The sequence below is a fragment of the Pseudomonas phytophila genome (genome assembly GCF_025643095.1).
Lineage (GTDB): Bacteria > Pseudomonadota > Gammaproteobacteria > Pseudomonadales > Pseudomonadaceae > Aquipseudomonas > Aquipseudomonas quasicaspiana.
Map to the genome: position 1 here is coordinate 177,698 of NZ_CP081201.1, position 22,635 is coordinate 200,332.

Here is a 22,635-nt window from a genome sequence, read left to right on the forward strand (position 1 = left end):
ACCTTGGGCATGCATCTGAAAGAAGGCGACGACGATCTCGCCGAAAACCACGAAATCAACGTAACGCCGTTCATCGACGTCATGTTGGTCCTGTTGATCATCTTCATGGTGGCAGCGCCTTTGGCGACGGTTGATATCAAAGTCGACCTGCCCGCCTCGACCGCCAAACCGCAGCCCCGGCCCGAGAAGCCGGTCTTCCTTAGCGTCAAGGCCGATCAGAGTTTGTACCTGGGCGACGACAAAGTCGCTCCTGAGCAGTTGGGTCAGATCCTCGACGCCCGAACCAAGGGCAAAAAGGACACCACGATCTTCTTCCAGGCCGATAAAGGCGTGGATTACGGTGACCTGATGGAAGTGATGAATGCCCTGCGCTCTGCGGGCTACCTCAAAGTCGGTCTGGTCGGTCTCGAGACGGTTGGTAAGAAATGATCAGTACGCGCCAAAAACTGACGCGCTATAGCGGTAGTCTGTTGTTGGTGCTGGCCGTGCATGCCATCGCGATCGTGGTCGCACTCCGATGGCCTGCATCCCAGGCCATCGAGTTGCCGCCGGCGGCCATGATGGTGGAGTTGGCACCTGAGCCAGAACCGGCCCCGCCGCCGCCACCGCAAGTGGTTCAGCCGCCTCAACCTCCAGCCCCCGAGGAAGAAATCATTCCCAAGGTGGCTGAAGTCGAAAAGGCAGAGATTGCTGTGCCCAAGCCGGTGGTCAAGCCGAAGCCAAAACCTCAGCCGCCAAAGCCGGTGAAAAAGCCTGAGCCTCCGAAGGATTTACCAGCCGACGAGAAGCAGGTCGATACACCGCCAACGACAGCCAAGGTCGAGAAATCGGCTGCGCCAACGCCACCCAGTCAGCCAGCACCGCCAAGCAATGCGCTGCCAACCTGGCAGGGTGATTTGTTGAAGCATCTGGCCAAGTTCAAGAAGTACCCGGAAGACGCTCGACGTCGCGGCATGCAAGGGGTCGCTCGTCTGCGCTTTGTGGTTGATGCCGATGGCAACGTGCTGTCGTATTCGATTGCAGGCAGTTCAGGCAGTCCATCGCTGGACAGGGCCACCATGGAGATGATCCGTCGTGCCCAGCCATTGCCTAAACCGCCAGCGGAAACGCTGAACAACGGCACTATCGAGATCCTGGCGCCGTTCGTTTATTCACTTGATCGGCGTTAACTCGTAATTTTGATACAACGCAGTTACTTGATAACGTGCGTCTATCGATTGCAGCCGCTATGCTGGGGCCGCAACTTCATGGACGCACGTTATGACTCTCACAGAATTGCGCTACATCGTTACCCTCGCTCAGGAACAGCACTTCGGCCACGCTGCTGAACGCTGTCACGTCAGTCAGCCGACATTGTCGGTGGGCGTCAAAAAGCTTGAAGATGAACTGGGTGTGCTTATTTTTGAGCGCAGCAAGAGTGCCGTGCGTCTGACCCCCGTGGGTGAAGGCATCGTCGCTCAGGCACAAAAGGTTCTGGAACAAGCCCAAGGCATCCGTGAGTTGGCCCAGGCTGGCAAGAACCAGCTGACCGCGCCACTCAAAGTCGGTGCGATCTACACCGTCGGCCCTTACCTGTTCCCGCATTTGATTCCGCAACTGCACCGGGTCGCCCCGCAAATGCCGTTGTATATCGAAGAAAACTTCACTCACGTGCTGCGCGACAAACTGCGTAACGGTGAGCTGGATGCGATCATCATCGCCCTGCCGTTCAATGAAGCCGACGTGCTGACCATGCAGCTTTATGACGAGCCGTTCTACGTCCTGATGCCTGCAGATCACCCATGGACTCAGAAAGAAACCATCGACGCTTCGGCGCTCAACGACAAGAGCCTGTTGCTGCTGGGCGAAGGTCATTGCTTCCGTGATCAGGTCCTTGAGGCTTGCCCGACCCTGACCAAGGGCAGCGAAGGTGCCAAGCACACGACGGTGGAATCCAGCTCCCTGGAAACCATTCGCCACATGGTTGCTTCTGGTCTGGGGATTTCGATCCTGCCGATGTCGGCGGTGGACAGCCATCACTACGCGCCTGGCGTAATAGAAGTGCGTCCGCTGACGCCACCGGTTCCGTTCCGCACAGTAGCGATTGCCTGGCGCGCCAGCTTCCCGCGGCCCAAGGCGATCGAGATCCTCGCTGACTCCGTGCGTCTGTGCTCGGTGGCACGTCCGAAAACCCAAGCGAGCTGAGTGGTCCCATGAGCGAGTTGTCTCAAGTCTCGGTCACCGCGCTGAAGGGTGTCGGCGAGGCCATGGCCGAGAAGCTCGCCAAGGTCGGTCTGGAAAATCTGCAGGACGTACTGTTTCACTTGCCGCTGCGCTATCAGGACCGCACCCGTGTTGTGCCTATCGGTCAGTTGCGTCCCGGCCAGGACGCGGTGATTGAAGGAACGGTCAGCGGCGCTGATGTGGTGATGGGCAAGCGGCGCAGTCTGCTGGTGCGTCTGAACGATGGCACCGGAAGCCTGAGCCTCAGGTTTTATCACTTCAGTAACGCGCAGAAAGATGCGCTCAAGCGCGGCACCCACATCCGCTGTTTCGGTGAGGCCCGGCCCGGCGCATCAGGTCTGGAAATCTATCACCCGGAATACCGTGCGCTGACCGGCAGCGAACCCGCTCCCGTGGAGCAAACGCTCACGCCGATCTACCCCACGACCGAAGGCCTGACTCAGCAGCGCTTGCGCCAGTTGAGCCAGCAAACGCTGACCCTGCTTGGGCCGAAAAGTCTGCCCGACTGGCTGCCTGAGGAGCTCGCCCGGGATTATCAGCTTGCGCCGCTGGATGATGCGATTCGCTATCTGCACCATCCGCCTGCAGACGCCGATGTTGAAGAGCTCGCCCTCGGCCATCACTGGGCCCAGCATCGGTTGGCGTTTGAAGAGCTGCTGACCCATCAGCTTTCCCAACAGCGTTTACGCGAAAGCCTGCGTTCGCAGCGTGCTCCGGCGTTGCCGCTGGCCAAGAAGCTTCCGAAGCAGTTTCTCGCTAATCTTGGCTTCCCGCCCACCGGAGCCCAGCAGCGTGTTGGCAAGGAAGTGGCCTACGATTTGAGTCAGCCGGAGCCCATGCTGCGTTTGATTCAGGGCGATGTGGGCGCGGGCAAAACCGTGGTGGCTGCACTGGCCGCGCTTCAGGCGCTGGAGGCTGGTTACCAGGTCGCGCTGATGGCACCGACCGAGATTCTTGCCGAGCAGCACTACATCAACTTCAAGCGCTGGCTGGAACCACTGGGCATTGAAACTGCCTGGCTGGCGGGCAAGCTCAAGGGCAAAGCTCGGGTCAGCTCGCTGGAGCAGATCGCGGGCGGCACGCCCATGGTGGTCGGCACTCATGCGCTGTTCCAGGACGAAGTGCATTTCAAGAATCTCGCCTTGGTGATTATCGACGAGCAGCACCGCTTCGGTGTGCAGCAACGTCTGGCCCTGCGCAAGAAAGGCGTTGGTGGCCTGATGTGTCCGCACCAGTTGATCATGACCGCCACACCGATTCCACGCACGCTGGCGATGAGCGCCTACGCGGATCTGGATACGTCAATCCTTGATGAGCTGCCGCCCGGACGTACCCCGGTCAACACAGTGCTGGTGGTCGACTCCCGGCGTATCGAAGTGATTGAGCGCGTGCGTGCGGCCTGTGCCGAAGGTCGGCAGACTTATTGGGTCTGCACATTGATCGAAGAGTCCGAAGAGCTGACGTGTCAGGCGGCGGAAACGTCCTTCGAAGAGTTGACCAGTGCATTGGGTGAATTCCGCGTTGGCTTGATTCACGGCCGTATGAAGCCGGCTGAAAAGGCTGCCGTCATGGCCGAGTTCAAGCAGGGCGCGCTGCAATTGCTGGTGGCGACGACCGTGATCGAGGTTGGCGTGGATGTGCCCAATGCCAGCCTGATGATCATCGAGAACCCTGAACGACTGGGGCTGGCTCAACTGCACCAGCTGCGCGGCCGGGTCGGACGTGGCAGCGCCGTCAGCCATTGCGTGCTGCTTTACCATCCTCCGCTTTCGCAAATAGGCCGCCAGCGGTTGGGCATCATGCGTGAAACCAATGATGGTTTCGTGATTGCCGAGAAGGATCTGGAATTGCGCGGCCCCGGCGAGATGCTGGGCACCCGGCAAACCGGGCTGCTGCAATTCAAAGTGGCCGACCTGATGCGCGACGCAGACCTGTTGCCTGCCGTACGTGATGCGGCTCAAGCCCTGATCGAACGCTGGCCGCAACATGTCAGCCCGCTCCTGGAGCGCTGGTTACGTCACGGCCAGCAATACGGCCAGGTGTGATGCAAATCGTCGCTTTGATGATCGCATCACACCGGAAACATCCAAGCTGGTTATACTTCAGCGACTGTAGGAAATTGGATACCCGTCATGACAGAAGTTGCCCACGTCGATGAAGCGCCTCACGCCCCGTCCGTCATTCGGCAGTTGCTTGGCAAACTAGCGATCAGCTACCGCGAGGTCGATGAATCCCCGCACCTGCCAGCAGCACGAAGAGTCCAGGCCGTCCTGGTCGAGGATGCCGTTGGCGCACTTCTGATCCTTTTCCCGCAAAGCCAATTGCTGGACCTCAGCCGCATTACCGAGCTGACCGGTCGCAAGCTGGTGGCCGTGCCGCACTCGCGCATGCTGAAGATGCTGGCCAAGCACAGCCTGCAAGTGCTGCCGGGCTTGCCTGCCCTGACCAGCTCGCCGTGCCTGTACGATGATCGTTTGCTGCAAGAGCCTTCGGTGCTGATAGGCTCGGGTGAGCCCGGCGTCTTGCTGGAAATCAGCAGCGACGACTTCAAGACCATGTTGAACAAGGCCAGCGCTGCTCATTTTGGTGAGCTGCTGAGCACTATTCATCCCAATCTCGATCGTCCTGATGATGATCGCGAAGAAATTACTCAGGCCATGCAAGCCTTCACGGCGCGCCGCATCCAGCAGCGTCTGGAAGCGACCCTGGAAATCCCGCCGCTGGCCGAAACCGCGCAGAAGATCATCAAGCTGCGGGTCGACCCCGATGCAACCATTGATGACATTACCGGCGTCGTCGAGACCGATCCGGCGCTGGCTGCTCAAGTCGTGAGCTGGGCGGCATCGCCTTACTACGCTTCTACCGGCAAGATCCGCTCGGTTGAAGACGCCATCGTGCGCGTGCTCGGGTTTGATCTGGTCATCAATCTGGCACTGGGCCTGGCCTTGGGCAAAACCCTCAGCCTGCCCAAGGATCACCCGCAACAGACCACGCCTTACTGGCAGCAGTCGATTTATACCGCCGCTGTCATTGAAGGCCTGACCCGTGCGATGCCTCGCGCACAGCGCCCGGAAGCGGGCCTGACGTACCTGGCGGGTCTGCTGCATAACTTCGGTTATTTACTGCTGGCCCACGTGTTCCCGCCGCATTTCTCGCTGATCTGCCGCCAGCTCGAAGTTAACCCGCACTTGCACCATAGCTTTGTCGAGCAACATTTGCTGGGGATCAGCCGTGAGCAGATGGGCTCCTGGTTGATGCGCTACTGGGACATGCCGGATGAGTTATGCACAGCCCTGCGCTTTCAGCACGATCCAGGCTATGACGGCGAGCACAGCGCTTACGCCAACCTGGTTTATCTCTCGGTACGTCTGTTACGCCAGAACGGCATCGGTTCCGGTCCCAAGGAAGATATCCCCGACGAACTGTTCGCCCGCTTGAGCCTGAGCCGCGAAAAAGCAGAAGAGTCAGTGCGCAAGGTGCTTGAAGCCGAAGTGCTGCTACGGGAACTGGCTTCGCAGTTTTCTAGCTGATTCCTGTAGGAGCGCGCTTGCCTGCGACCGACTCGGACAGTCAGCTGACATCTTCGTCGACTGACCTGACGCTATCGCGGGCAAGCGCGCTCCTACAGTTAATATTCACCTTACACGCTCAATATTGAGTATTGCGCCGACCTGTTGGAGCGAGGCTTGCCCGCGATAAGGCTCGACGCGTTTCACTTTAGATCGCACTGTCCTTATCGCGAGCAAGCTCTGCTCCCACAATCGCTCGCGTTTAAACAGTCTCCTCCGTCTCACCAGGCAACTGCTCATCCAGATGCAGCCACGTCAGGCGATTGTCCGTCCGGCCGGCCCCGCGTCATCGCGCTAATGTTGAGTATCGCGCGGAACCTGTGGGAGCGAGGCTTGCCCGCGATAAGGCTGGACGCGTTTTACTTTAGATCGCAGTGTCCTTATCGCGAGCAAGCTCTGCTCCCACAATCGCTCGCGTTTAAACAGTCTCCTCCGCCTCCCCAGGCAACTGCTCATCCAGGTGCAGCCACGGCAGGCGATTGTCCGTCCAGATATGGCGGTCCGCAGGTGCCAGCTCGGGTTGATCGAAGGTGGCGACGGTGACGTCTATCTCTTCCGGGCTGTTGCGCGAGAGCAGAGCCAGTTGCGCCCCGCAGTTATTGCAGAAGTAGCGCACACAGGTCGGGCCGGAGTCGTAGGTCGCGGGGCTGCCCTCGGTCCATTCGAATGAACTGACCGGCACTGAAATCCAGGTCATGACAATGCCGCCCGACGTGCGACGGCATATGGAACAGTGACAGTGAGCGATGTCTTGCAGTGGCGCATCGAACTGATAACGCAGGTTGCCGCAATGGCATCCGCCGGTAGTGATCTGGCCCATATCCCTTTTCCCTTGTGCTAGACGTGCTGATGGAGTTCTGACCGTTCAGGCTCGCATTCGTCATTAAAAACTAACGCTCAAAGGTTTCAGCGGCGAAAGCTGAATGAAAGCTTGGCCGATTAGGATCAGCTCACCGCCGGCAACAGACCGGTCAGCCACATGTGCGTTTCACAACGTACTAAGGCCCAGTTAACAACAACAAATGGTGACCCTGATGTGCTCTAGTGCCTTGCTGCATTCCCCGCTTTCGCCCCCACTCCCTGCGCCGCTCTTTTTGAGCTGATTAGCCTTTCGCCTTAGCCAATCGCGTACCGCCTGGAGTATTTACTATGTTGACCTTCCTCGGCTTTGCCATGGTCATTGCTTTCATGTACCTGATCATGAGCAAGCGCCTTTCCGCGCTGATTGCCCTGATTCTGGTGCCGATCCTGTTCGCCATCTTCGGCGGTTTCGCTACCGAAATCGGCCCGATGATGCTGGCTGGTATCACCAAGCTTGCGCCAACCGGCGTCATGCTGATGTTCGCCATTCTGTACTTCGCCTTGATGATCGACTCGGGTCTGTTCGACCCGGCCGTGCGTCAGATTCTGAGGTGGGTCAAAGGCGACCCGATGAAAGTATCGGTGGGCACTGCGGTGCTGGCACTGGTGGTTTCTCTGGACGGTGACGGCGCAACGACCTACATGATCTGCGTCGCAGCCATGCTGCCGCTCTACAGCCGTATCGGCATGAGCCCGCGGATCATGGCCGGCCTGATCATTCTGGCAGGCGGCATCATGAACATGACCCCATGGGGTGGGCCGACCGCCCGCGCAGCCAGTGCGCTGCATGTGGAAGCATCCGATATTTTCGTACCGATGATTCCTGCCATGTTCGCCGGTGTGGTTGCACTTCTGTTGATCGCCTACTTCTATGGCAAGCGTGAGCGCGCTCGCTTGGGCGAGCTCCATCTGCAGGGCGATGAAGCCGATCACAGCGAAATCAGTGTTTCGCAGTTTCCGGATGCCCGTCGTCCGAAGATGATCTGGTTCAACGGTGCGCTGACTCTGTTGCTGATGATCTCTCTGATCATGAGCGTGTTGCCGCTGCCAGTCCTGTTCATGATTGCGTTCAGTATCGCGATGATCATCAACTACCCGAACATGCAGGATCAGAAAGATCGTGTGGCAGCTCACGCTGGTAGCGTGCTGTCAGTGGTCGGCCTGATTTTCGCCGCAGGTATCTTTACCGGCATTCTGACCGGCACCGGCATGGTTGATGCCATGTCCAAGAGCCTGTTGGCAGTGATTCCGGACGCAATGGGCCCGTACCTTGCGGTCATTACTGCTCTGGTCAGCATGCCGTTCACCTTCTTCATGTCCAACGACGCGTTCTACTTTGGCGTGTTGCCGGTACTGACTGAAGCGGCTGCTCACTACGGTATTTCGCCGGTGGAAATGGCCCGTGCCTCCATCGTCGGTCAGCCGGTTCACTTGCTCAGCCCGCTGGTTCCTTCGACTTACCTGCTGGTAGCTCTGGCCGGTATCGAATTTGGTGATCACCAGCGCTTCACCTTGAAGTGGGCAGTTCTGGTTTGCCTGTGCATAATGGTCGCCGCTTTGCTGATGGGGATCTTTCCTTTCTACAGCAGTCTATAAAGTCGGCTCACTTGTTTTGCGGCCCATGCCCCGGTCTTCATCGTCGGGTCTGGGCCGCAAAAGTTTAAACGCTCAAAGGATTACAAAATGGAATGGCTGACCAATCCTGAAATATGGATTGCTTTCTTTACCCTGACTGCCCTGGAAATCGTCCTGGGCATCGACAACATCATCATGATCTCGATTCTGGTCAGCCGCATGCCCAAGCATATGCAGGCGCGCACCCGGATTTTCGGTCTGGCGCTGGCCATGGTCACGCGCATACTGTTGCTGCTGTCGATCACATGGGTCATGCGTCTTACCGCTGACCTGTTCGTCGTCATGGGCCAGGGGATTTCGGGTCGCGACCTGATCCTGTTCTTCGGTGGTCTGTTCCTGCTGTGGAAAAGCTCGCAAGAGATCTACCACGGTCTGGAAGGCGAAGAAGAGTCGACAGACGAGCCGGGTGGCAAAGGTGGCAAGTTCATCTACACCATCATCCAGATTGCGATCATCGACATCGTGTTCTCGCTGGACTCAGTGATCACTGCTGTCGGCATGGTGTCCCACGTGCCGGTCATGGTTGCGGCCATCGTGGTTGCCGTTCTGGTGATGATGTTGTGCGCAGGCACCATCAGCGACTTCATCGAGAAGCACCCATCGTTGAAGATGCTGGCGCTGTCGTTCCTGATCGTTGTCGGTACCGTATTGATCGCCGAAGCGTTCGACGTGCATGTGCCTAAAGGCTACGTGTACTTCGCTATGGCGTTCTCGCTTGCTGTTGAAGCGATCAACATCAAAATGCGCGTTGCGCATGCGAAGAAGAAGGCGCAAAGCGACCCTGTAAAACTGCGTAAGGACGTTCCGGGCCAGTAAGCCGGTGTGTCACTGAAAAAAGGGGCGCACTGATGCGCCCCTTTTTTTGCCTGCAATCGCAGTTCGTGCATTGTAAATGCGGTTCTGGTGGGAGCGAATTCATTCGCGAAGGGGCGATTACAGATGATAAATATCCATCGGATGTACCGGCCTATCGCGAATGAATTCGCTCCCACAGGGATCGCGTTCTTTTTTTGCCTGCAATCGCAGTTCGTGCATTGTAAATGCGGTTCTGGTGGGAGCGAATTCATTCGCGAAGGGGCGATTACAGATGATAAATATCCATCGGATATACCGGCCTATCGCGAATGAATTCGCTCCCACAGGGATCGTGTTTCCTTGCACGCAAATGTAGATGGCTGATTTATTACATATTTGTTTCAATGGCTGGATGCCAATCATTGTTGGCATTTAAGTCAAAGGCCGACTAAAGGTTAGTAAGGCCTGGCAAGCGCGACATTCGCTGCACCTTCAATTCATTGCCCGTATGGGCACACTTCAGGGGGCTTTCCGTATGCTGACCCTGCTCGATTTGCTTTCGGCCGTGGCCTTGCTGATCTGGGGCACTCACATTGTTCGTACCGGCATTTTGCGCGTGTACGGCGCGCAGTTGCGTCAGGTCATCAGTCAGAACATGTCCAAGCGTCCGCTGGCGTTTATCGCCGGCATTCTGGTGACCGCGGTTGTGCAGAGCAGCAACGCCACCGCCATGCTGGTGACTTCATTTGTCGGTCAGGGCCTCATGGCGCTGACGCCTGCCCTGGCAATCATGCTGGGCGCGGATGTCGGCACGGCCTTGATGTCGCGCATCCTGACGTTCGATTTATCCTGGCTGTCGCCGCTGCTGATTTTCCTGGGCGTAGTGTTCTTTCTGTCTCGCAAGCAGACCCGTCTAGGTCAGATGGGGCGCGTTGCCATTGGCCTTGGGCTGATTGTGCTGGCGCTGCAACTGATCGTCGCCGCCGCCGCCCCGATTACTCAAAACGCTGGCGTGAAAGTACTGTTTGCTTCGCTCACCGGCGATTTGTTGCTGGATGCGCTGGTGGGCGCGCTGTTCGCGATGATTTCCTACTCCAGTCTGGCCGCCGTGCTGCTGACCGCAACGCTGGCAGGCGCTGAAATCATCAGCTTGCCGGTGGCTATCGGCCTTGTGATCGGCGCCAACATCGGCAGTGGCATGCTGGCCTTCCTGAGCACCAGCATGCAGAACGTTGCCGGTCGCCAAGTGGCCTTGGGCAGCTTGCTGTACAAATTGTTTGGCCTGCTGCTGGTCATTCCGGTGCTCGACCCACTCGTACGCTGGATCGACAGCCTGGGCTTCAGCCCGCAAGACATGGTCATTGGCTTCCACCTGGTCTACAACACCGCCCGCTGTCTGATCATGCTGCCCACCGTCGGCCCGATGGCGCGGCTGTGTTCGGTCATCTTGCCGGAGCGTCCCGAGGTCAACGGGCTGGCCAAGCCGCGCCATCTGGACCTGACAGCCCTGTCTACGCCTAGCCTTGCGTTGGCGAATGCCGTGCGGGAAACCCTGCGCATGGGTGACCTGATTGAAGGCATGCTCGGCTCGATGCTGGAAGTCCTGCGCGGTACGCAAACGTCCATGACTCAGGAAATGCGTCGCCTCAACGATGACGTCGAAGCGCTGTACAGCGCGATCAAGCTTTATCTGGCGCAGATGCCCCGGGAGGACCTCGGTGAGCAGGACAATCGGCGCTGGGCGGAAATCATCGAGCTGACCATCAACCTGGAACTGGCTGCCGGATTGATCGAACGCATGCTGCGCAAAATCCAGCAGCAGAAAACCTCCCAGCGTCGCTCCTTCTCCGAGGTCGGGCTGGAAGAGCTGGCGGGCCTGCAATCGCAGTTGCTGGCCAATCTGCGTCTGGGTTTGTCGGTGTTCCTCAGCGGTGATCCGGAAAGCGCTCGCCAGTTGCTGCGTGAAAAACGTCGCTTCCGCGCTCAGGAGCGTCGCCTTGCCCATGCCCACGTCAGCCGCCTGCAACGCAAAGTGGTGCAGAGCCTTGAAACCAGTTCGCTGCACCTTGAACTGATTGCCGACATGAAACGCCTCAATTCACTGTTTTGCAGCAGCGCCTACGCCGTACTGGAAACCGCCGACACTGGTGCATTGTCCAGCGAAAGCGAGCCAGAGCAGCCCGCGTAAAAGTGGTGATGTGAACGTACCGGGCACATCGAAGTCTGTTAGACATACCGATCCGCAAGGAAGCAATGTTTTATGCGTTGCCTGCTGTTCGCTTGTCTGTTTCTGATCGCACTGCCTTCCTCCGCTCTCGACCGTTTTCAGGTCGAGGGCTATATGCTGCCCAACGGTTTGCAACTGCTGCTCAAGCCGGGCTATGAAAAAGGTCACGTGGCCATTCGTTTGGTGGTCGGCATTGGTTTCGATGACTTCCCGTGTGAAGACAAAGAGCTGCCGCATTTGCTGGAGCATTTGCTGTTCAGCGGTATCGACGACGCGGGTGAAGGAGGGCTGGAAGAGCGCATGCAGGCGCTGGGTGGCGACTGGAATGCATTCACCAGCAACACCGACACCACATTCGTGATCGAGGCTCCGGCGCAGAATCAGCGCAAGGTGCTGGACCTGCTGATGGACGTGCTGACCAAGACCCACTTCGATCAGCCCGATCTGGATACCGTCAAACGTATCGTCGAGCGCGAAGATGGCGGCCATTACTCGCACCTGCAACGCTGGCTGGATCGCAAGGATCTGGGTCACAACGCAAGCAGCCAGTTGGCGGTAGAGATGGGCCTCAAGTGCGCCGAGCGCCCTCAGGTCGATCACATCACACTGGATCAGGTTCAAGAGGTGTTCAGCTCCTGGTATGCGCCGAACAACATGACGCTGATCGTGGTCGGCGATCTGGACCGGCTGTTGCCAAGCTATCTGGAGCGTACGTTCGGTGAGCTCGATGCGCTTGATCCCATCGACCATCCTCCGTTGGCCGAGCCCAATGACGCTGCTGAAAAAGACCGTACCTTGATTCGTGGAACGCTGGGCGACGCTGCGCGGCTGCATCTGATATTCAACGAGCCGCTGCTGGACGATCAGCATGATGAAACGCTGGAGCTCGTCAGCGACTACCTTGAATGGGCGCTCTACAGCGACCTGCGCCTCAAGCACGGTTTGTCTTACGGTCCGTGGGTCGACCGGGAGGTCTTCGGCGGCACGGGCTTCATGAGTCTGAATGCCGACCTTGAGTGTGACGACGTTGATCAAGCCAAGGAATACGTCCGCGCAATGCTCGAGCGTCTGCAAGTGGACGGCCTCGATCCGGCGGCATTCGCCCGGATCAAACAAGCCACCATCGCCAAGCAGGCCTGGGCCGTGCAGGGCAACAGTGCCTTGGCGGACTATTACTGGGGTGCGCTCAACGATTACGAAAAAGGCCGGTTTGCTGATCCGGTCAAGCGTTACAAAGCCGTCAGCCTCGACAGCGCCAATCGCGCGCTGCGCGAGCTGCTCAAGCAGAAGAGTTATTGGCGCACCGAGCAGTCGTTGCTGAGTTACGACAGTTTGTTCTGGTTGACGACGGCGGTGGTGGGCTTACTGGTGTTGCTGGTGGGATGGCGCGTTAACAGCTATCGCCGTAAACGCCGATGATCATTCAGGCTGGAATCCTGCTTCTGTGGGAGCCGAGCTTGCTTGCGATAAACGATGACGTGGTATGTCGTCTAGCTGCGTCTCATGTATCGCGAGCAAGCTCGGCTCCCACGGGGCCTTGTGTCTGCCGCTCCGCCCGCGCAACGGCAGAGATAGCCGTATCAAAACACCGAACAATGAATTCACTGGCAGCACTGTTATCCTGCTGACCCTTTTTTCCACACCATCAAGTGAATCGCTGAAATGCCTCAATGGAAATCCCTGATCGTCCGCATCGTTGAACTGATGAAGCGTTATCCGGGGCTTATTGCGGCGGGTGGTTTCGTTTCGGGTATCGCCAGCTTCATTCTGGTGGACCGTCAGGAAGGCCTGGCCACCTGGATCGCCGTGGTGATGCTGCTCAGCTGGTTGTGGCTGATGGTCGAAGGCAGCGCCATGGTGCTGTTCACCAAGGTTTTCAAACGCAGAATTCCCGAAGGAATACTGCGCTACGGCACACAGATGATTCACCAGGAAAGCCTGTTCTTCGTTCTGCCGTTCTTCTTCATTACCACTACATGGAACAGCGCCCAGGCGATTTTTACCGGGATGCTGGGTGCGGCCGGTCTTATCTCCATCATTGATCCGCTGTACTACAAATGGCTTGCCCCTCGGCGCTGGCTGTTCATGGCCTTGCACACCCTGACCCTGTTCGCTGCCTTGCTGACCGCCCTGCCGATCATCCTGCACCTGACCACCGCCGAGAGTTACAAGCTGTCGCTGGGCATCGCGATGCTGCTGTCATTCCCCAGCCTGATATCGAGTTTCCCGGTCACCAGTTGGCGGCGCGGCGTGGGCGTGGTGGTCATGATCCTGGCAATCGGCGGTGCAGGCTGGCTGCTGCGTTCATGGGTGCCGCCCGCGACGCTGTGGCTGACCGAAGTAGCGGTCAGCATCGACTTTGATAACAAGAACCGTACGCCGGGGGACAGCGTCACCCAGGTCAGCGCTAATCAGGTACGGAACAGTGGTTTGTATGCGTACACCTCGATCAATGCGCCGCGTGGTCTGGATGAGCGGATTTACCACGTGTGGCGACACAACGGCAAAGAAGTCGACCGGATTGCGCTGGATATCCATGGTGGCCGTAAAGAAGGCTACCGAGCGTGGACCCACAAGCGCAATTTCCCACAGGACGCGGTGGGCAAATGGCAGGTGAGGGTGCTGACTGAAGACGGACAGATGATCGGCGTGCTGCGTTTTGAAGTGACCGAGGCTGATCAGGCGCCTGTCACTCGACCTTCTGGTCGGATAATCCGTCTCAAGCCGGGTGGCGATGACAGCAACAGCGGGGCTGATGAGCCTGCGCCGCAGGGGTCAGAGCCCGAGGCAAAAGAGCCTGAAAAGGCTCAGCCTGAGGCGGCTGAGCCTGACGTCAAACCTGAAGCTGCCGAGCCCGCCGCTCAGTAACCCTGAGACTTACTGCGCGGTTGCGCCGAAGAACCAGTAAGTGACCATGATTGCTGCGATCACACCGGCAAGCTCGGCCAGCAGCGCGCAGCCTACGGCGTGGCGTGCGCGCTGGATGCCGACCGCACCGAAGTACACCGCCAGCACGTAGAACGTGGTTTCGGTACTGCCCTGAATCGTCGCGGCAGCCAGCGCTGCAAAGCTGTCTACACCTTGAGTCTGCATGGTTTCGATCAGCAACGCCCGAGCGGCGCTGCCCGAGAACGGCTTGACCATTGCCGTCGGCAACGCATCGACAAAGCGTGTGTCCACCCCCAGCCACTGAACCAGATGACGAATACCTTCCAGGCCCATGTCCAGCGCGCCCGAAGCACGCAGCACGCCGACCGCACAGAGCATCGCTACCAGATAGGGCAACAGGCCTTTGGCGACGTCAAAACCTTCCTTCGCGCCTTCGACAAACGCCTCATAGACCTGCACCTTGTGTAACGCACCGATCACCAGAAACATAATGATCAGGCCGAACAGCGTCAGGTTGCCGAGGATAGAAGAGAGGCCGGCCAATGCCGCTGCCGACATGGTTGCCAGTAACGCCATAAAACCGCCGAGAAGCAGTGCGCCGGGGATCAGGTAGGCTAGCACGACCGGGTCCCACAGCCGCAGGCGCTGCATGAACGCTACCGACAACAGTCCGACGATCGTCGAGGCGCTGGTCGCCAGAAGAATTGGCAAGAACACCAGCGTCGGGTCGAGGGCGCCTTGCTGTGCGCGGTACATGAAAATCGAAACAGGCAGCAACGTCAGCGAAGACGCGTTGAGTACCAGAAACAGAATCTGTGCATTACTGGCCGTGGTCTGGCTGGGGTTGAGCTCCTGCAGAGAGCGCATGGCCTTGAGGCCGATAGGCGTTGCCGCGTTATCCAGGCCCAATGCGTTGGCAGCGAAGTTGAGGGTGATCAGGCCAAGGGCAGGGTGGCCCGCAGGGACTTCCGGCATCAGGCGCAGGAACAGTGGCCCCAAGACTTTTGCCAGCCAGTCGACAATCCCGGCTTTCTCCGCAATCCGCAGAAAACCCAGCCACAGCGTCAGCGTGCCGAACAGCAGCACCATGACTTCAACCGACAGCTTGGCCATGGCAAAGATGCTTTCGACCATGGCCGCAAAAATGCCGGCGTTACCGCCAATCAGCCACTGGCCAAATGCGGAGATTGCCGCAATCAGAAAAAAACCGAGCCATAGAGCGTTAAGCATTCACAAGTCCCCCGCAAGATGCCGCGATGATAGCGGTGCGAGGGCAAACAACAAACCCTGGAGAGGTCAGGATAAATCTGAAAGAGCCCCACATATGTCCCTGAACCAGGCTTTCGTGCAATAAACGTGTAACCCTGTGGGAGCGAATTCATTCGCGAAAGCGGTGTGTCAGCCCCGGATATTTTTCAGGACTGCCGCCTTCGCGAATGAATTCGCTCCCACGGGAAATACCATTTCAATTCGGGTGGCGAAGAGCCGCCCCTTTTTACTCAGCGCAAAATCTTCGGCGCTTCATCCCGTGGCAGGTTGTTTTGCTGCACCGGCTGGCCGGTGTATTCCACTTCACCACGCAATTGCTCGCGCAGTTGACGGGCCACATCGACACCGATTGACCGAGACACGTCGCGCACAACGCGGGGGCGATTCAGAGAGACTTTAACGTCGCGGCTGTTGACCAGTTTGGTGTCCTGCCCTTCGCCCATGGCCGTAAACGCCGAGCTGATCTCGTAGGTACGGGTATTGATCAAACTGAAATCAGCCACCAGCGTCAGGCCAAGAATCGCCGAATAACTGTTGGTGTTCGCCAGTTCGCCGATGTCCTGCTGGAAATCGATATCCGACACGGTTCCGAACAGCACGTAATCCGCGCCCTTGAAGCTGCCGCTCTTGATACGCTTGATGACGTCATAAACGTCTTCTTTGGATTGGGCGGTGTACGGCGTGCCTTGCACCAGCTGGAACATGCCGGACTTGATGATCTCGCCCTTGATATCGCCGCTGAATTTGCGCAGCTCGCCCTGTTCGATGTAGCTGTAACGCGCTTCATATTCGTCGTAGCTGGAAGAGCCACTGGCGCTGTAGCGGTTGGCTTGCAGGTTGCTCTTGGCTGAGACGGTGTGGATATAAGCTTCCACGCGTTCCTGAAAAGCCAGGTCAGCCACAGCGATTTTCGGTGCGGCCTGAACGCCAAAGGCGCACATCAGGCCGAAGATGCCAATCCATGCACGCATTGGTTAACGCTCCGTGGTTTTGCGGATTTCTTTTTCGTCCATCCATTCAGCCAGACCGCTTTCGACGTCGATCAGTTGCAGGCTGAATTTATAGAAGACGTCCTTGTAGTCAGCGCTGCGCTTGACGATGGAGCTGATCGAGCCTTCGAGGCGGTACTTGGCAGCAACCATGTTGCCGGTTTTGCTGACCGTCGACTTCTTGTACAGACCGCTCTGGTTTTGCAGTTTGAGCTGATCAACCTGGCTCTGCATTTCAGTGTTGTCGCTGGCGAAGCGGGCGGTGCCGGACTTCATCAACTGGGTCTTGATCGACGTGGTGATTTCACGCGTATCGATGTACTCGCTGGTCTTGTTCTTTACGTCGTAAACCTGAACCACCGGACGACCCTGCAAGATCCCGGATTGAGCCAGGGAGCGGGTCATGGACTCGGCGATCATTTGCAGATCGGTGGAGCCAAATTCGTTGGTGATGGTTTCTACAGCTTTGGTATCGCCGTAACTGATGTTCTTGCTGCCCAGCGATGGCGAGTTGTTGGCGCAACCGGTAACCAGCAGGCCGAAAGCGGCGATGGAGCAAAGGCGAATAAACATGCGGTAGTTCTCTTCAACTGAACAAATGAGGGAGGGGCTCAAGGCGTTTTGACTTCGAGGCGAAAGTCAGTGGCTTTCGGCGTCGGCGCAATGGCGGGCAGGTAGGTAGTCTGGGTGCCGTACAACGTCGTACTTTTCCACACCTCTGCATCGGCTACGGGAAAGCCATCGTTACCCAGCCAGGCGAAGCGGTAATACATCTGTTTGTTGTAGCTGCTGGTGTTATTGAGTTGCACGTTAACGGTCAGAAACCCGTTTTCGCGAGCCACACGCATAGCGCCGACTTCGATGTTCTTCATGTTACTCAGCGACACCACTTTGCTGGCAGCACTGCCGGGAGCTGGCTGTGGTGGTGTGGCGCATCCGGCGAGCAGGGTCAGCGCAATGACGCCGAGAATCTTGATACGCATCGGGTTCTCCATTCAGGGTTGTTTAGTGGTCGCGATGGCTTGTGGCGCCGACAATGGCGTTACCTGAGCCATCAGGCCATCGGTGTAAACCTGATTGCCAATTGCACGCAGTGCGACGACTTGATAGCGCTGATCGACCTTCACCTGGACGTGAGTGCCTCCCGTACTAGAAGGCAGAATCACGGTGTGCGTGCCTTGTGGCAGACGCAGGCGAGCAACTTGTGTGTTGTCCGGCAGGGTTCGCCAGGTGCGGGTATCTGCCCCCTCGGTAATGGCTGAGGCGATACCCACGGCCAGACCGGCTAGGGGGTTCACATCATTGATCTGTTTTTGCGCCACGCCGCGAGTGATTGCACGAACTGTGGTACGCAGGATGATGCCTGGCATGTCGTCACGCAGGGCGCGGCGAGACATGTCTGTGGTGCTGTTGAGCTTGGTCAGGTTAATCTGCTGGCCGTCGAGGCCAATCTGGGTGAAGGCTGCGGTCGTGGTATCCGGCTTGATCACCGGGAACGACAGTGGAGTAATCACTAGATTGCCACTGATGGGCAGGGGCAGCGGAATACGTACCGAATCGCGAGCGGGAGCGAAGCCGCTTTGTACGACGATTAATACTTCGCTGTAGCCATCTTTGCTTTCATTGCCATCAAGCTTGAGCAGCGCTTCATCCAGCAATGGCGTGTTGGGGCGTAGTTCTGCTGCCTTGCGATAACCCGGCGCAGCGAGGCCTTTTTCGCCCATGGCCTCATAGACAAAACCCGACAGGTAATGACTGAAAGCACTCTGATAGCTGTTCTTGAGGCCGACAACTTCAGGCGCATCAAGTGAGGATACCGGGTAGCCCTTCAAGTCCTTGAACCGGGTTTTTACGCCCTTGTTCTCGGCTTCCTCTTCGCTCTTGAGATATTCCTTGTCACGCAGTTCGGCGATCACCGCTTCACGTTCGTGAGTTTTTTTGATCTCGACGCGAGCGCCTTCGAAGTCATTCTTCGCCAGCAGGTTCAGGGCCATCTGTGTGGTCAGCATGACCTTTTCGTAGTCGTAGCCTTCGTAGCGACGCACCTTGTCGTTGATCAGAAAACTGCCGAACTGAGCGAGGTACTTATCGGTGTCGAGCTTGACCGACTCTTCCCACTGGTAAACCACGTTGTCGGCGGAACGCCACGCGGCCTGGCTGCCAGCAAGGTCGCCTTTGGCGCGCAGTAATTCGCCTTTCTCGAAATAGTAGAGCAGGTCCTTGTCGGCGCTGGTGTTGTTCTTTTCCAGTACGCCCAACGCGCCGTCAACGTTACCGCTGGCCAGTTGCAGGTTGGTTTCTTTGAGTTCGGTATCGTAGCTACGGAAGGCAGAGCAGCCTGCCAGTTGTACTGCGGCGAACAGCACGAGCGCAGTCAAGGCACGAGAAGACATGAGGCGTTCATTCCCTGAAATAGATAGCAGGGACTAAGTCATCTGCTACGCAAATCCGTTTGAGTGGGCAACCATTACCGGCTGCCCGGCGAGCCTCTTTGTGCGAGCTAATGTCACTTGCAGCCGAGGGCGCGGGAGTATAAGCCGCTTTTCGGTGCGAACAATGGCTTTTTGATGGCTCACAGGTTTTTAGGCTGATTCCTACACCTGAAGATAGAATTACCTCACGCATGCAGGTAACTACGATATGCCTTGAGGCCTGATCCAGGAGGGGGGTTACGCGATCAATGTAGCTGTGCAAATATCTCCTTTTTAGTGGTTGTTCATATCACGGAGGCCTGCATCTTGCACATTTCAACCGTCAGCAATATCGAGCTTTGCCGTTTTGAATCTGCTGATCAGCAAGGTGTGATTGACGTCATCCTGCCCATCCAGCGTGAAGAGTTCGGCATATCCCTAACCGCCGAAGACCAGCCGGATCTGCAAGCCATTCCTGACTTCTATCAGGTCGGCAACGGCGACTTCTGGGTTGCTAAACATCAAGGCCAGGTCATCGGCACCATCGGCCTCAAAGACATCGGCGCACGGCAGACCGCCTTACGAAAAATGTTCGTGGCAGCGCCGTTTCGTGGTCGTGAGTTTGGAGTGGCGGCGCAGCTGCTCAACATGCTGCTTGAAAACGCCTGGCAACGTGGCGTGCAGGAGATCTACCTGGGCACCACCGACAAATTCCTCGCCGCGCACCGGTTTTACGAGAAGCACGGGTTTGTTGACGTGGCGAAGGAAGACCTGCCGGATAGCTTTCCGGTGATGAAGGTGGACAGCAAGTTTTATGTGTTGCGGCGTGTCTGAGTAGCTTTTGTGGGAGCCGGGCTTGCCCGCGATGAAGCTGACGCGGTGAGCCTGAAATCCGCGTCGCCTTTATCGCGGGCAAGCCCGGCTCCCACAAAGATTGCGATAACTCTTACCTACTTCTGCTCCGCATGCGCCCAACGATAATCAAGACGCGGTGCACGAACTTTAACCTTGCGCTTGGTCTTGGTCAGTGTCGGTTCGAACACAGGCTCAGGATCGCGCAGGAACGCGGTCATCACTGCGCTCAGGGCATACAGGCCGGTGAACGCCCAGACCACGCCAGCAAGGCCGAAGCTGTCCTGGAAGATAGCAACCACAGCAGGGCCGACCCAGGTCGATGCGCCTGCGCCGAGGCTGAGGACTGACAGTGCAGCGGCTTTGTTCTGCGGCGCGAGGGCGGGTGCCAGTGCCGACAGCGGTACGAAGCATGCCAGCGTCAGGCCGTAGAAGGCGCCGAAGATCGAAGCGATCAGGAAGTCATTCGGGAAGGCCTGGGGCATGAAGAAGAACAGCGGCGTGCTGATCGTGCTGCCGACGGCACCCAGCCACAGGATCGTATTGCGATAGCCAATCCGGGTACTGATGATGCTGGAGGCGAGGTTGCCGATGATGTTGAACACAAACACGATGGTCAGCAGTCGCAGCCACTCTTCAAGGCTGAAGCCTACGGTGTGCATGAAGAAGCCGGGCATGATCACCAGAAAGCCGAACATCGACGAGGTGTTGATCACGCGCACCAGACCGGCAAGCGACACCTTGGGCATTTCCCACATGATGGTGATGTTCTTGGCCATCGAGACCAGCGGTTTTTCACCTTCCGGCGCCAGACGCTGCATACCGTGTGCTTCGCGCATGCCCACCAGACCAATCACGCCACCCACAACTACCAGCGCAAACGACAACCAGAAAGTCGCCATGGCACCAATCAGCGGGATGCTCACACTGGCGACCAGCGAGCCAAGAGTTGGCAGCCCGGCTGCGTAGGCAACCCAGAACCAGCCGACGGCCATGCCCATTTTGCGGGACGGCGTTGCGGCGGCGATCCAGACCAGAAAACCGTAGGCGAACAATGGGTAGCCGAAGCCACGCAGGCCGTAGGTCAGGAGGATCATCGAGTAGCTGAGTTCTTGCAGGCCGTAGATCAGGAACAGGACTTCAAAGACGCTCCAGATCAGCAAGCCAAGAATCATCACGCGCTTGGGGCCCCAGATGTTCGACAACGCGCCGGCCAGCCAGGAGGAGACACCGACGGTGACACCGTAGATGGTAAAGACCATGGCGATTTCATCGGCAGGCATGCCGCGTTCGCTAAGGAAAGGGGAGAGATAACCCAGTTCGACGCCATCGCCGATCATAAAGATAAGCAGGCCGACGAAGCCCCAGAACATTGGATAGGGGATGCCGGTTTTCTCGCAGAATCTGGCGAGTGCAGTGTTCGGAGTGGATTGATCGCTCAATTTTCCGGTCCTTTTTTTTAGGTACAGCACGGCGTTTGGTGACGCCGTATGAATGGCCTCAATGAGGTTGAAAGGCAGGGTTGCCCGACACGCTGTTGGCAAATGCGCGAACACAGAACGTGTGGACTTTCATCTGATGCAGGATCGCCGCTATACGACTTCAATGACCCATGAATCTATGTTTTTTATAGATTTTCGAGCCCGTTTGCTTTTTATTTATCCCATCTGGGGACGATGATGGCAACCGCTCTAGACCGGGCCACCTGTGGCGGGATGACGCACCGGTTTGCATGTGGTCCCCAGTTTATAGGGGGAAGGGCGTTACAAAAGATGTCGGAAAAAAATGGCAAAAAAATATCAACCGAGTGGATTGCTAGCAATATTGATGGGCATAACGGCATTTCTGCCATCACGACACGCGCTTAACTCAGTGGATTGAAGCCATCACCGGCCGAGCAGAAACGCTCCCGAACCGCCTGGCTGGCGTCGCTGCCATCTCTGTCACGACGCTTGCCCCATTCGCGGCATTTTTCCCGGAAGTAAACTTTGGCGCCTTTGCGGCATTCCCGGTGTTCGATTGAGCCACGTCGATAGTTGGCGCAGACACTGGTGCCGTCGATGCGATTGTTATTGATCGCCCATTCGGCAGCGTAAGTGCGTTTACCGTCCCATTGCCAAACGGTGGCCCGCTCGACGTTGAAGGCCGTGACGCGCTTGGTTCGGGCAGGTTGTTGCTGCTCGTTTTTGTATCTCGCCATGTAGGACGCGCTCACCATACCGCGGGCGTCTGGATTCTCGGTTGCGCGGGGGAATTGACCGTAGCGGCAAGTGGCTACGGCTTCGTCGATGATGTTGTCTGGTTTTATGCAGTCGGCCAGCGGTTTGGGTTCGATCAAGGCGTCCTGCGTGTAAATCGGCGGCACCGGGTTTGAGCTGACGGGCAGCGTGGGCGCGGGAGTGTGGTTCACGGTCACACGGCTAACGGTATTGCTTAAAAGATCGCTGAAATGCACCAGCAGATAGCCCGCTGCAGCGACCACTATCAGTGGCAGGAAGATGCGCCGCCAGGTTCGTGCAGGGCTGGAACGGTGGCGTCTATACGCTATGGGCGCGTCATCTGCCTGAGCATGCAAGTGCTCAAAGGGATTGAGCTTTCCCCGAGGCTGGCTCTCGCTTGGATCCATACACTCTTCCTTGATGTGGGCTGCGCATCCTTTGCGCCAAGTGAGTCGAGGGTAAACCGATTGAAAGTGTTTCGCCAGCGTTACACATGGCTCTGTGGGAGCCGGGCTTGCCCGCGATAGGTTTTTGGTGATCTACCTGAAAGGTTGCGGTGTCTGCATCGCGGGCAAGCCCAGCTCCCACAAAGTCCGGCGGTGTCGAATCACTGACGCTTACCGCCTTTGTTCCGTGCTTTCACACGCTGCTCGCCGATCTTGACCAGCTCACATGGCTCTGTGGGAGCGAGGCTTG

General features: G+C 57.7%; 19 protein-coding genes. 11 read left to right on the plus strand and 8 right to left on the minus strand.

The genetic code is table 11. From position 1 onward, the window contains the following. The first annotated feature begins 3 nt into the window (after positions 1 to 3). From exbD to K3169_RS00865, 5 genes are all read left to right on the plus strand, one after another. The gene (gene exbD, locus K3169_RS00845) at positions 4 to 429 is read left to right on the plus strand and encodes a TonB system transport protein ExbD (RefSeq protein WP_027900035.1); all 426 of its coding nucleotides are present in this window, start codon (positions 4 to 6) and stop codon (positions 427 to 429) included. Then, entirely contained in the window at positions 426 to 1,169 is a 744-nt protein-coding gene (locus K3169_RS00850; protein ID WP_027900034.1) for an energy transducer TonB, read from the plus strand. The genes exbD and K3169_RS00850 overlap by 4 nt, the downstream gene beginning before the upstream one ends. A 91-nt stretch (positions 1,170 to 1,260) precedes the next feature. Continuing rightward, positions 1,261 to 2,184, plus strand: a complete 924-nt coding sequence (locus K3169_RS00855) for a hydrogen peroxide-inducible genes activator (protein WP_027900033.1) — start codon at positions 1,261 to 1,263, stop codon at positions 2,182 to 2,184. An 8-nt stretch (positions 2,185 to 2,192) separates the two neighbouring features. Beyond that, positions 2,193 to 4,268 (plus strand): ATP-dependent DNA helicase RecG, encoded by a 2,076-nt coding sequence (gene recG, locus K3169_RS00860; RefSeq protein WP_027900032.1) that lies wholly within the window; start codon positions 2,193 to 2,195, stop codon positions 4,266 to 4,268. A gap of 87 nt (positions 4,269 to 4,355) precedes the next feature. Further along, positions 4,356 to 5,753 (plus strand): aminoacyl-tRNA deacylase and HDOD domain-containing protein, encoded by a 1,398-nt coding sequence (locus K3169_RS00865; protein WP_263269535.1) that lies wholly within the window; start codon positions 4,356 to 4,358, stop codon positions 5,751 to 5,753. 457 nt (positions 5,754 to 6,210) lie between these two features. On the opposite strand, the gene K3169_RS00870 is transcribed toward K3169_RS00865, so the two are convergent. Further along, positions 6,211 to 6,612, minus strand: a complete 402-nt coding sequence (locus tag K3169_RS00870; protein ID WP_122396632.1) for a GFA family protein — start codon at positions 6,610 to 6,612, stop codon at positions 6,211 to 6,213. A 329-nt stretch (positions 6,613 to 6,941) separates the two neighbouring features. On the opposite strand from K3169_RS00870, the gene K3169_RS00875 reads away from it, so the two are divergent. The 5 genes from K3169_RS00875 (at position 6,942) to K3169_RS00895 (ending at position 14,178) form a co-directional block, all read left to right on the plus strand. Continuing rightward, on the plus strand, positions 6,942 to 8,249 hold the full coding sequence (locus K3169_RS00875; RefSeq protein WP_099270300.1) for a CitMHS family transporter: 1,308 nt from the start codon (positions 6,942 to 6,944) through the stop codon (positions 8,247 to 8,249). Between the two features lie 87 nt (positions 8,250 to 8,336). After that, positions 8,337 to 9,104: a TerC family protein gene (locus K3169_RS00880; protein ID WP_099270301.1), complete on the plus strand. Its 768-nt coding sequence runs from the start codon at positions 8,337 to 8,339 to the stop codon at positions 9,102 to 9,104. Between the two features lie 514 nt (positions 9,105 to 9,618). After that, positions 9,619 to 11,271 (plus strand): Na/Pi cotransporter family protein, encoded by a 1,653-nt coding sequence (locus K3169_RS00885; RefSeq protein WP_027900027.1) that lies wholly within the window; start codon positions 9,619 to 9,621, stop codon positions 11,269 to 11,271. Positions 11,272 to 11,343: 72 nt separating this feature from the next. Then, positions 11,344 to 12,729, plus strand: a complete 1,386-nt coding sequence (locus K3169_RS00890) for a M16 family metallopeptidase (RefSeq protein WP_263269538.1) — start codon at positions 11,344 to 11,346, stop codon at positions 12,727 to 12,729. A gap of 243 nt (positions 12,730 to 12,972) precedes the next feature. Then, positions 12,973 to 14,178, plus strand: coding sequence for a DUF5924 family protein (locus K3169_RS00895; protein WP_122705173.1), 1,206 nt, complete (start codon positions 12,973 to 12,975; stop codon positions 14,176 to 14,178). A 9-nt stretch (positions 14,179 to 14,187) separates the two neighbouring features. Here K3169_RS00895 and K3169_RS00900 read toward each other — a convergent pair whose 3' ends face one another. The 5 genes from K3169_RS00900 to K3169_RS00920 all read right to left on the minus strand — a co-directional run bounded on the left by K3169_RS00900 (position 14,188) and on the right by K3169_RS00920 (position 18,850). After that, complete coding sequence (locus tag K3169_RS00900; protein ID WP_263269539.1) at positions 14,188 to 15,429, minus strand: nucleoside recognition domain-containing protein; 1,242 nt, start codon at positions 15,427 to 15,429, stop codon at positions 14,188 to 14,190. A 269-nt stretch (positions 15,430 to 15,698) separates the two neighbouring features. Next, positions 15,699 to 16,439 (minus strand): penicillin-binding protein activator LpoB, encoded by a 741-nt coding sequence (locus K3169_RS00905; RefSeq protein WP_099270305.1) that lies wholly within the window; start codon positions 16,437 to 16,439, stop codon positions 15,699 to 15,701. A 3-nt stretch (positions 16,440 to 16,442) separates the two neighbouring features. Then, on the minus strand, positions 16,443 to 17,030 hold the full coding sequence (gene lpoB, locus K3169_RS00910) for a penicillin-binding protein activator LpoB (RefSeq protein WP_231676981.1): 588 nt from the start codon (positions 17,028 to 17,030) through the stop codon (positions 16,443 to 16,445). Between the two features lie 38 nt (positions 17,031 to 17,068). Next, positions 17,069 to 17,440 carry a YcfL family protein gene (locus K3169_RS00915; protein WP_263269541.1) on the minus strand — a complete coding sequence of 124 codons (372 nt, stop codon included), beginning with the start codon at positions 17,438 to 17,440 and terminating at the stop codon, positions 17,069 to 17,071. 12 nt (positions 17,441 to 17,452) lie between these two features. Further along, a complete protein-coding gene (locus tag K3169_RS00920) occupies positions 17,453 to 18,850 on the minus strand; it encodes a COG3014 family protein (RefSeq protein ID WP_122705166.1) in 1,398 nt (465 codons plus the stop codon). A 351-nt stretch (positions 18,851 to 19,201) separates the two neighbouring features. On the opposite strand from K3169_RS00920, the gene K3169_RS00925 reads away from it, so the two are divergent. Then, complete coding sequence (locus K3169_RS00925; protein WP_263272378.1) at positions 19,202 to 19,702, plus strand: GNAT family N-acetyltransferase; 501 nt, start codon at positions 19,202 to 19,204, stop codon at positions 19,700 to 19,702. A 116-nt stretch (positions 19,703 to 19,818) separates the two neighbouring features. Here K3169_RS00925 and K3169_RS00930 read toward each other — a convergent pair whose 3' ends face one another. Both K3169_RS00930 and K3169_RS00935 read right to left on the minus strand, forming a co-directional pair. Then, on the minus strand, positions 19,819 to 21,162 hold the full coding sequence (locus K3169_RS00930) for an MFS transporter (protein WP_231676979.1): 1,344 nt from the start codon (positions 21,160 to 21,162) through the stop codon (positions 19,819 to 19,821). Positions 21,163 to 21,584: 422 nt separating this feature from the next. Beyond that, a complete protein-coding gene (locus tag K3169_RS00935) occupies positions 21,585 to 22,346 on the minus strand; it encodes a hypothetical protein (protein WP_263269542.1) in 762 nt (253 codons plus the stop codon). Between the last annotated feature and the right edge of the window lie 289 nt (positions 22,347 to 22,635).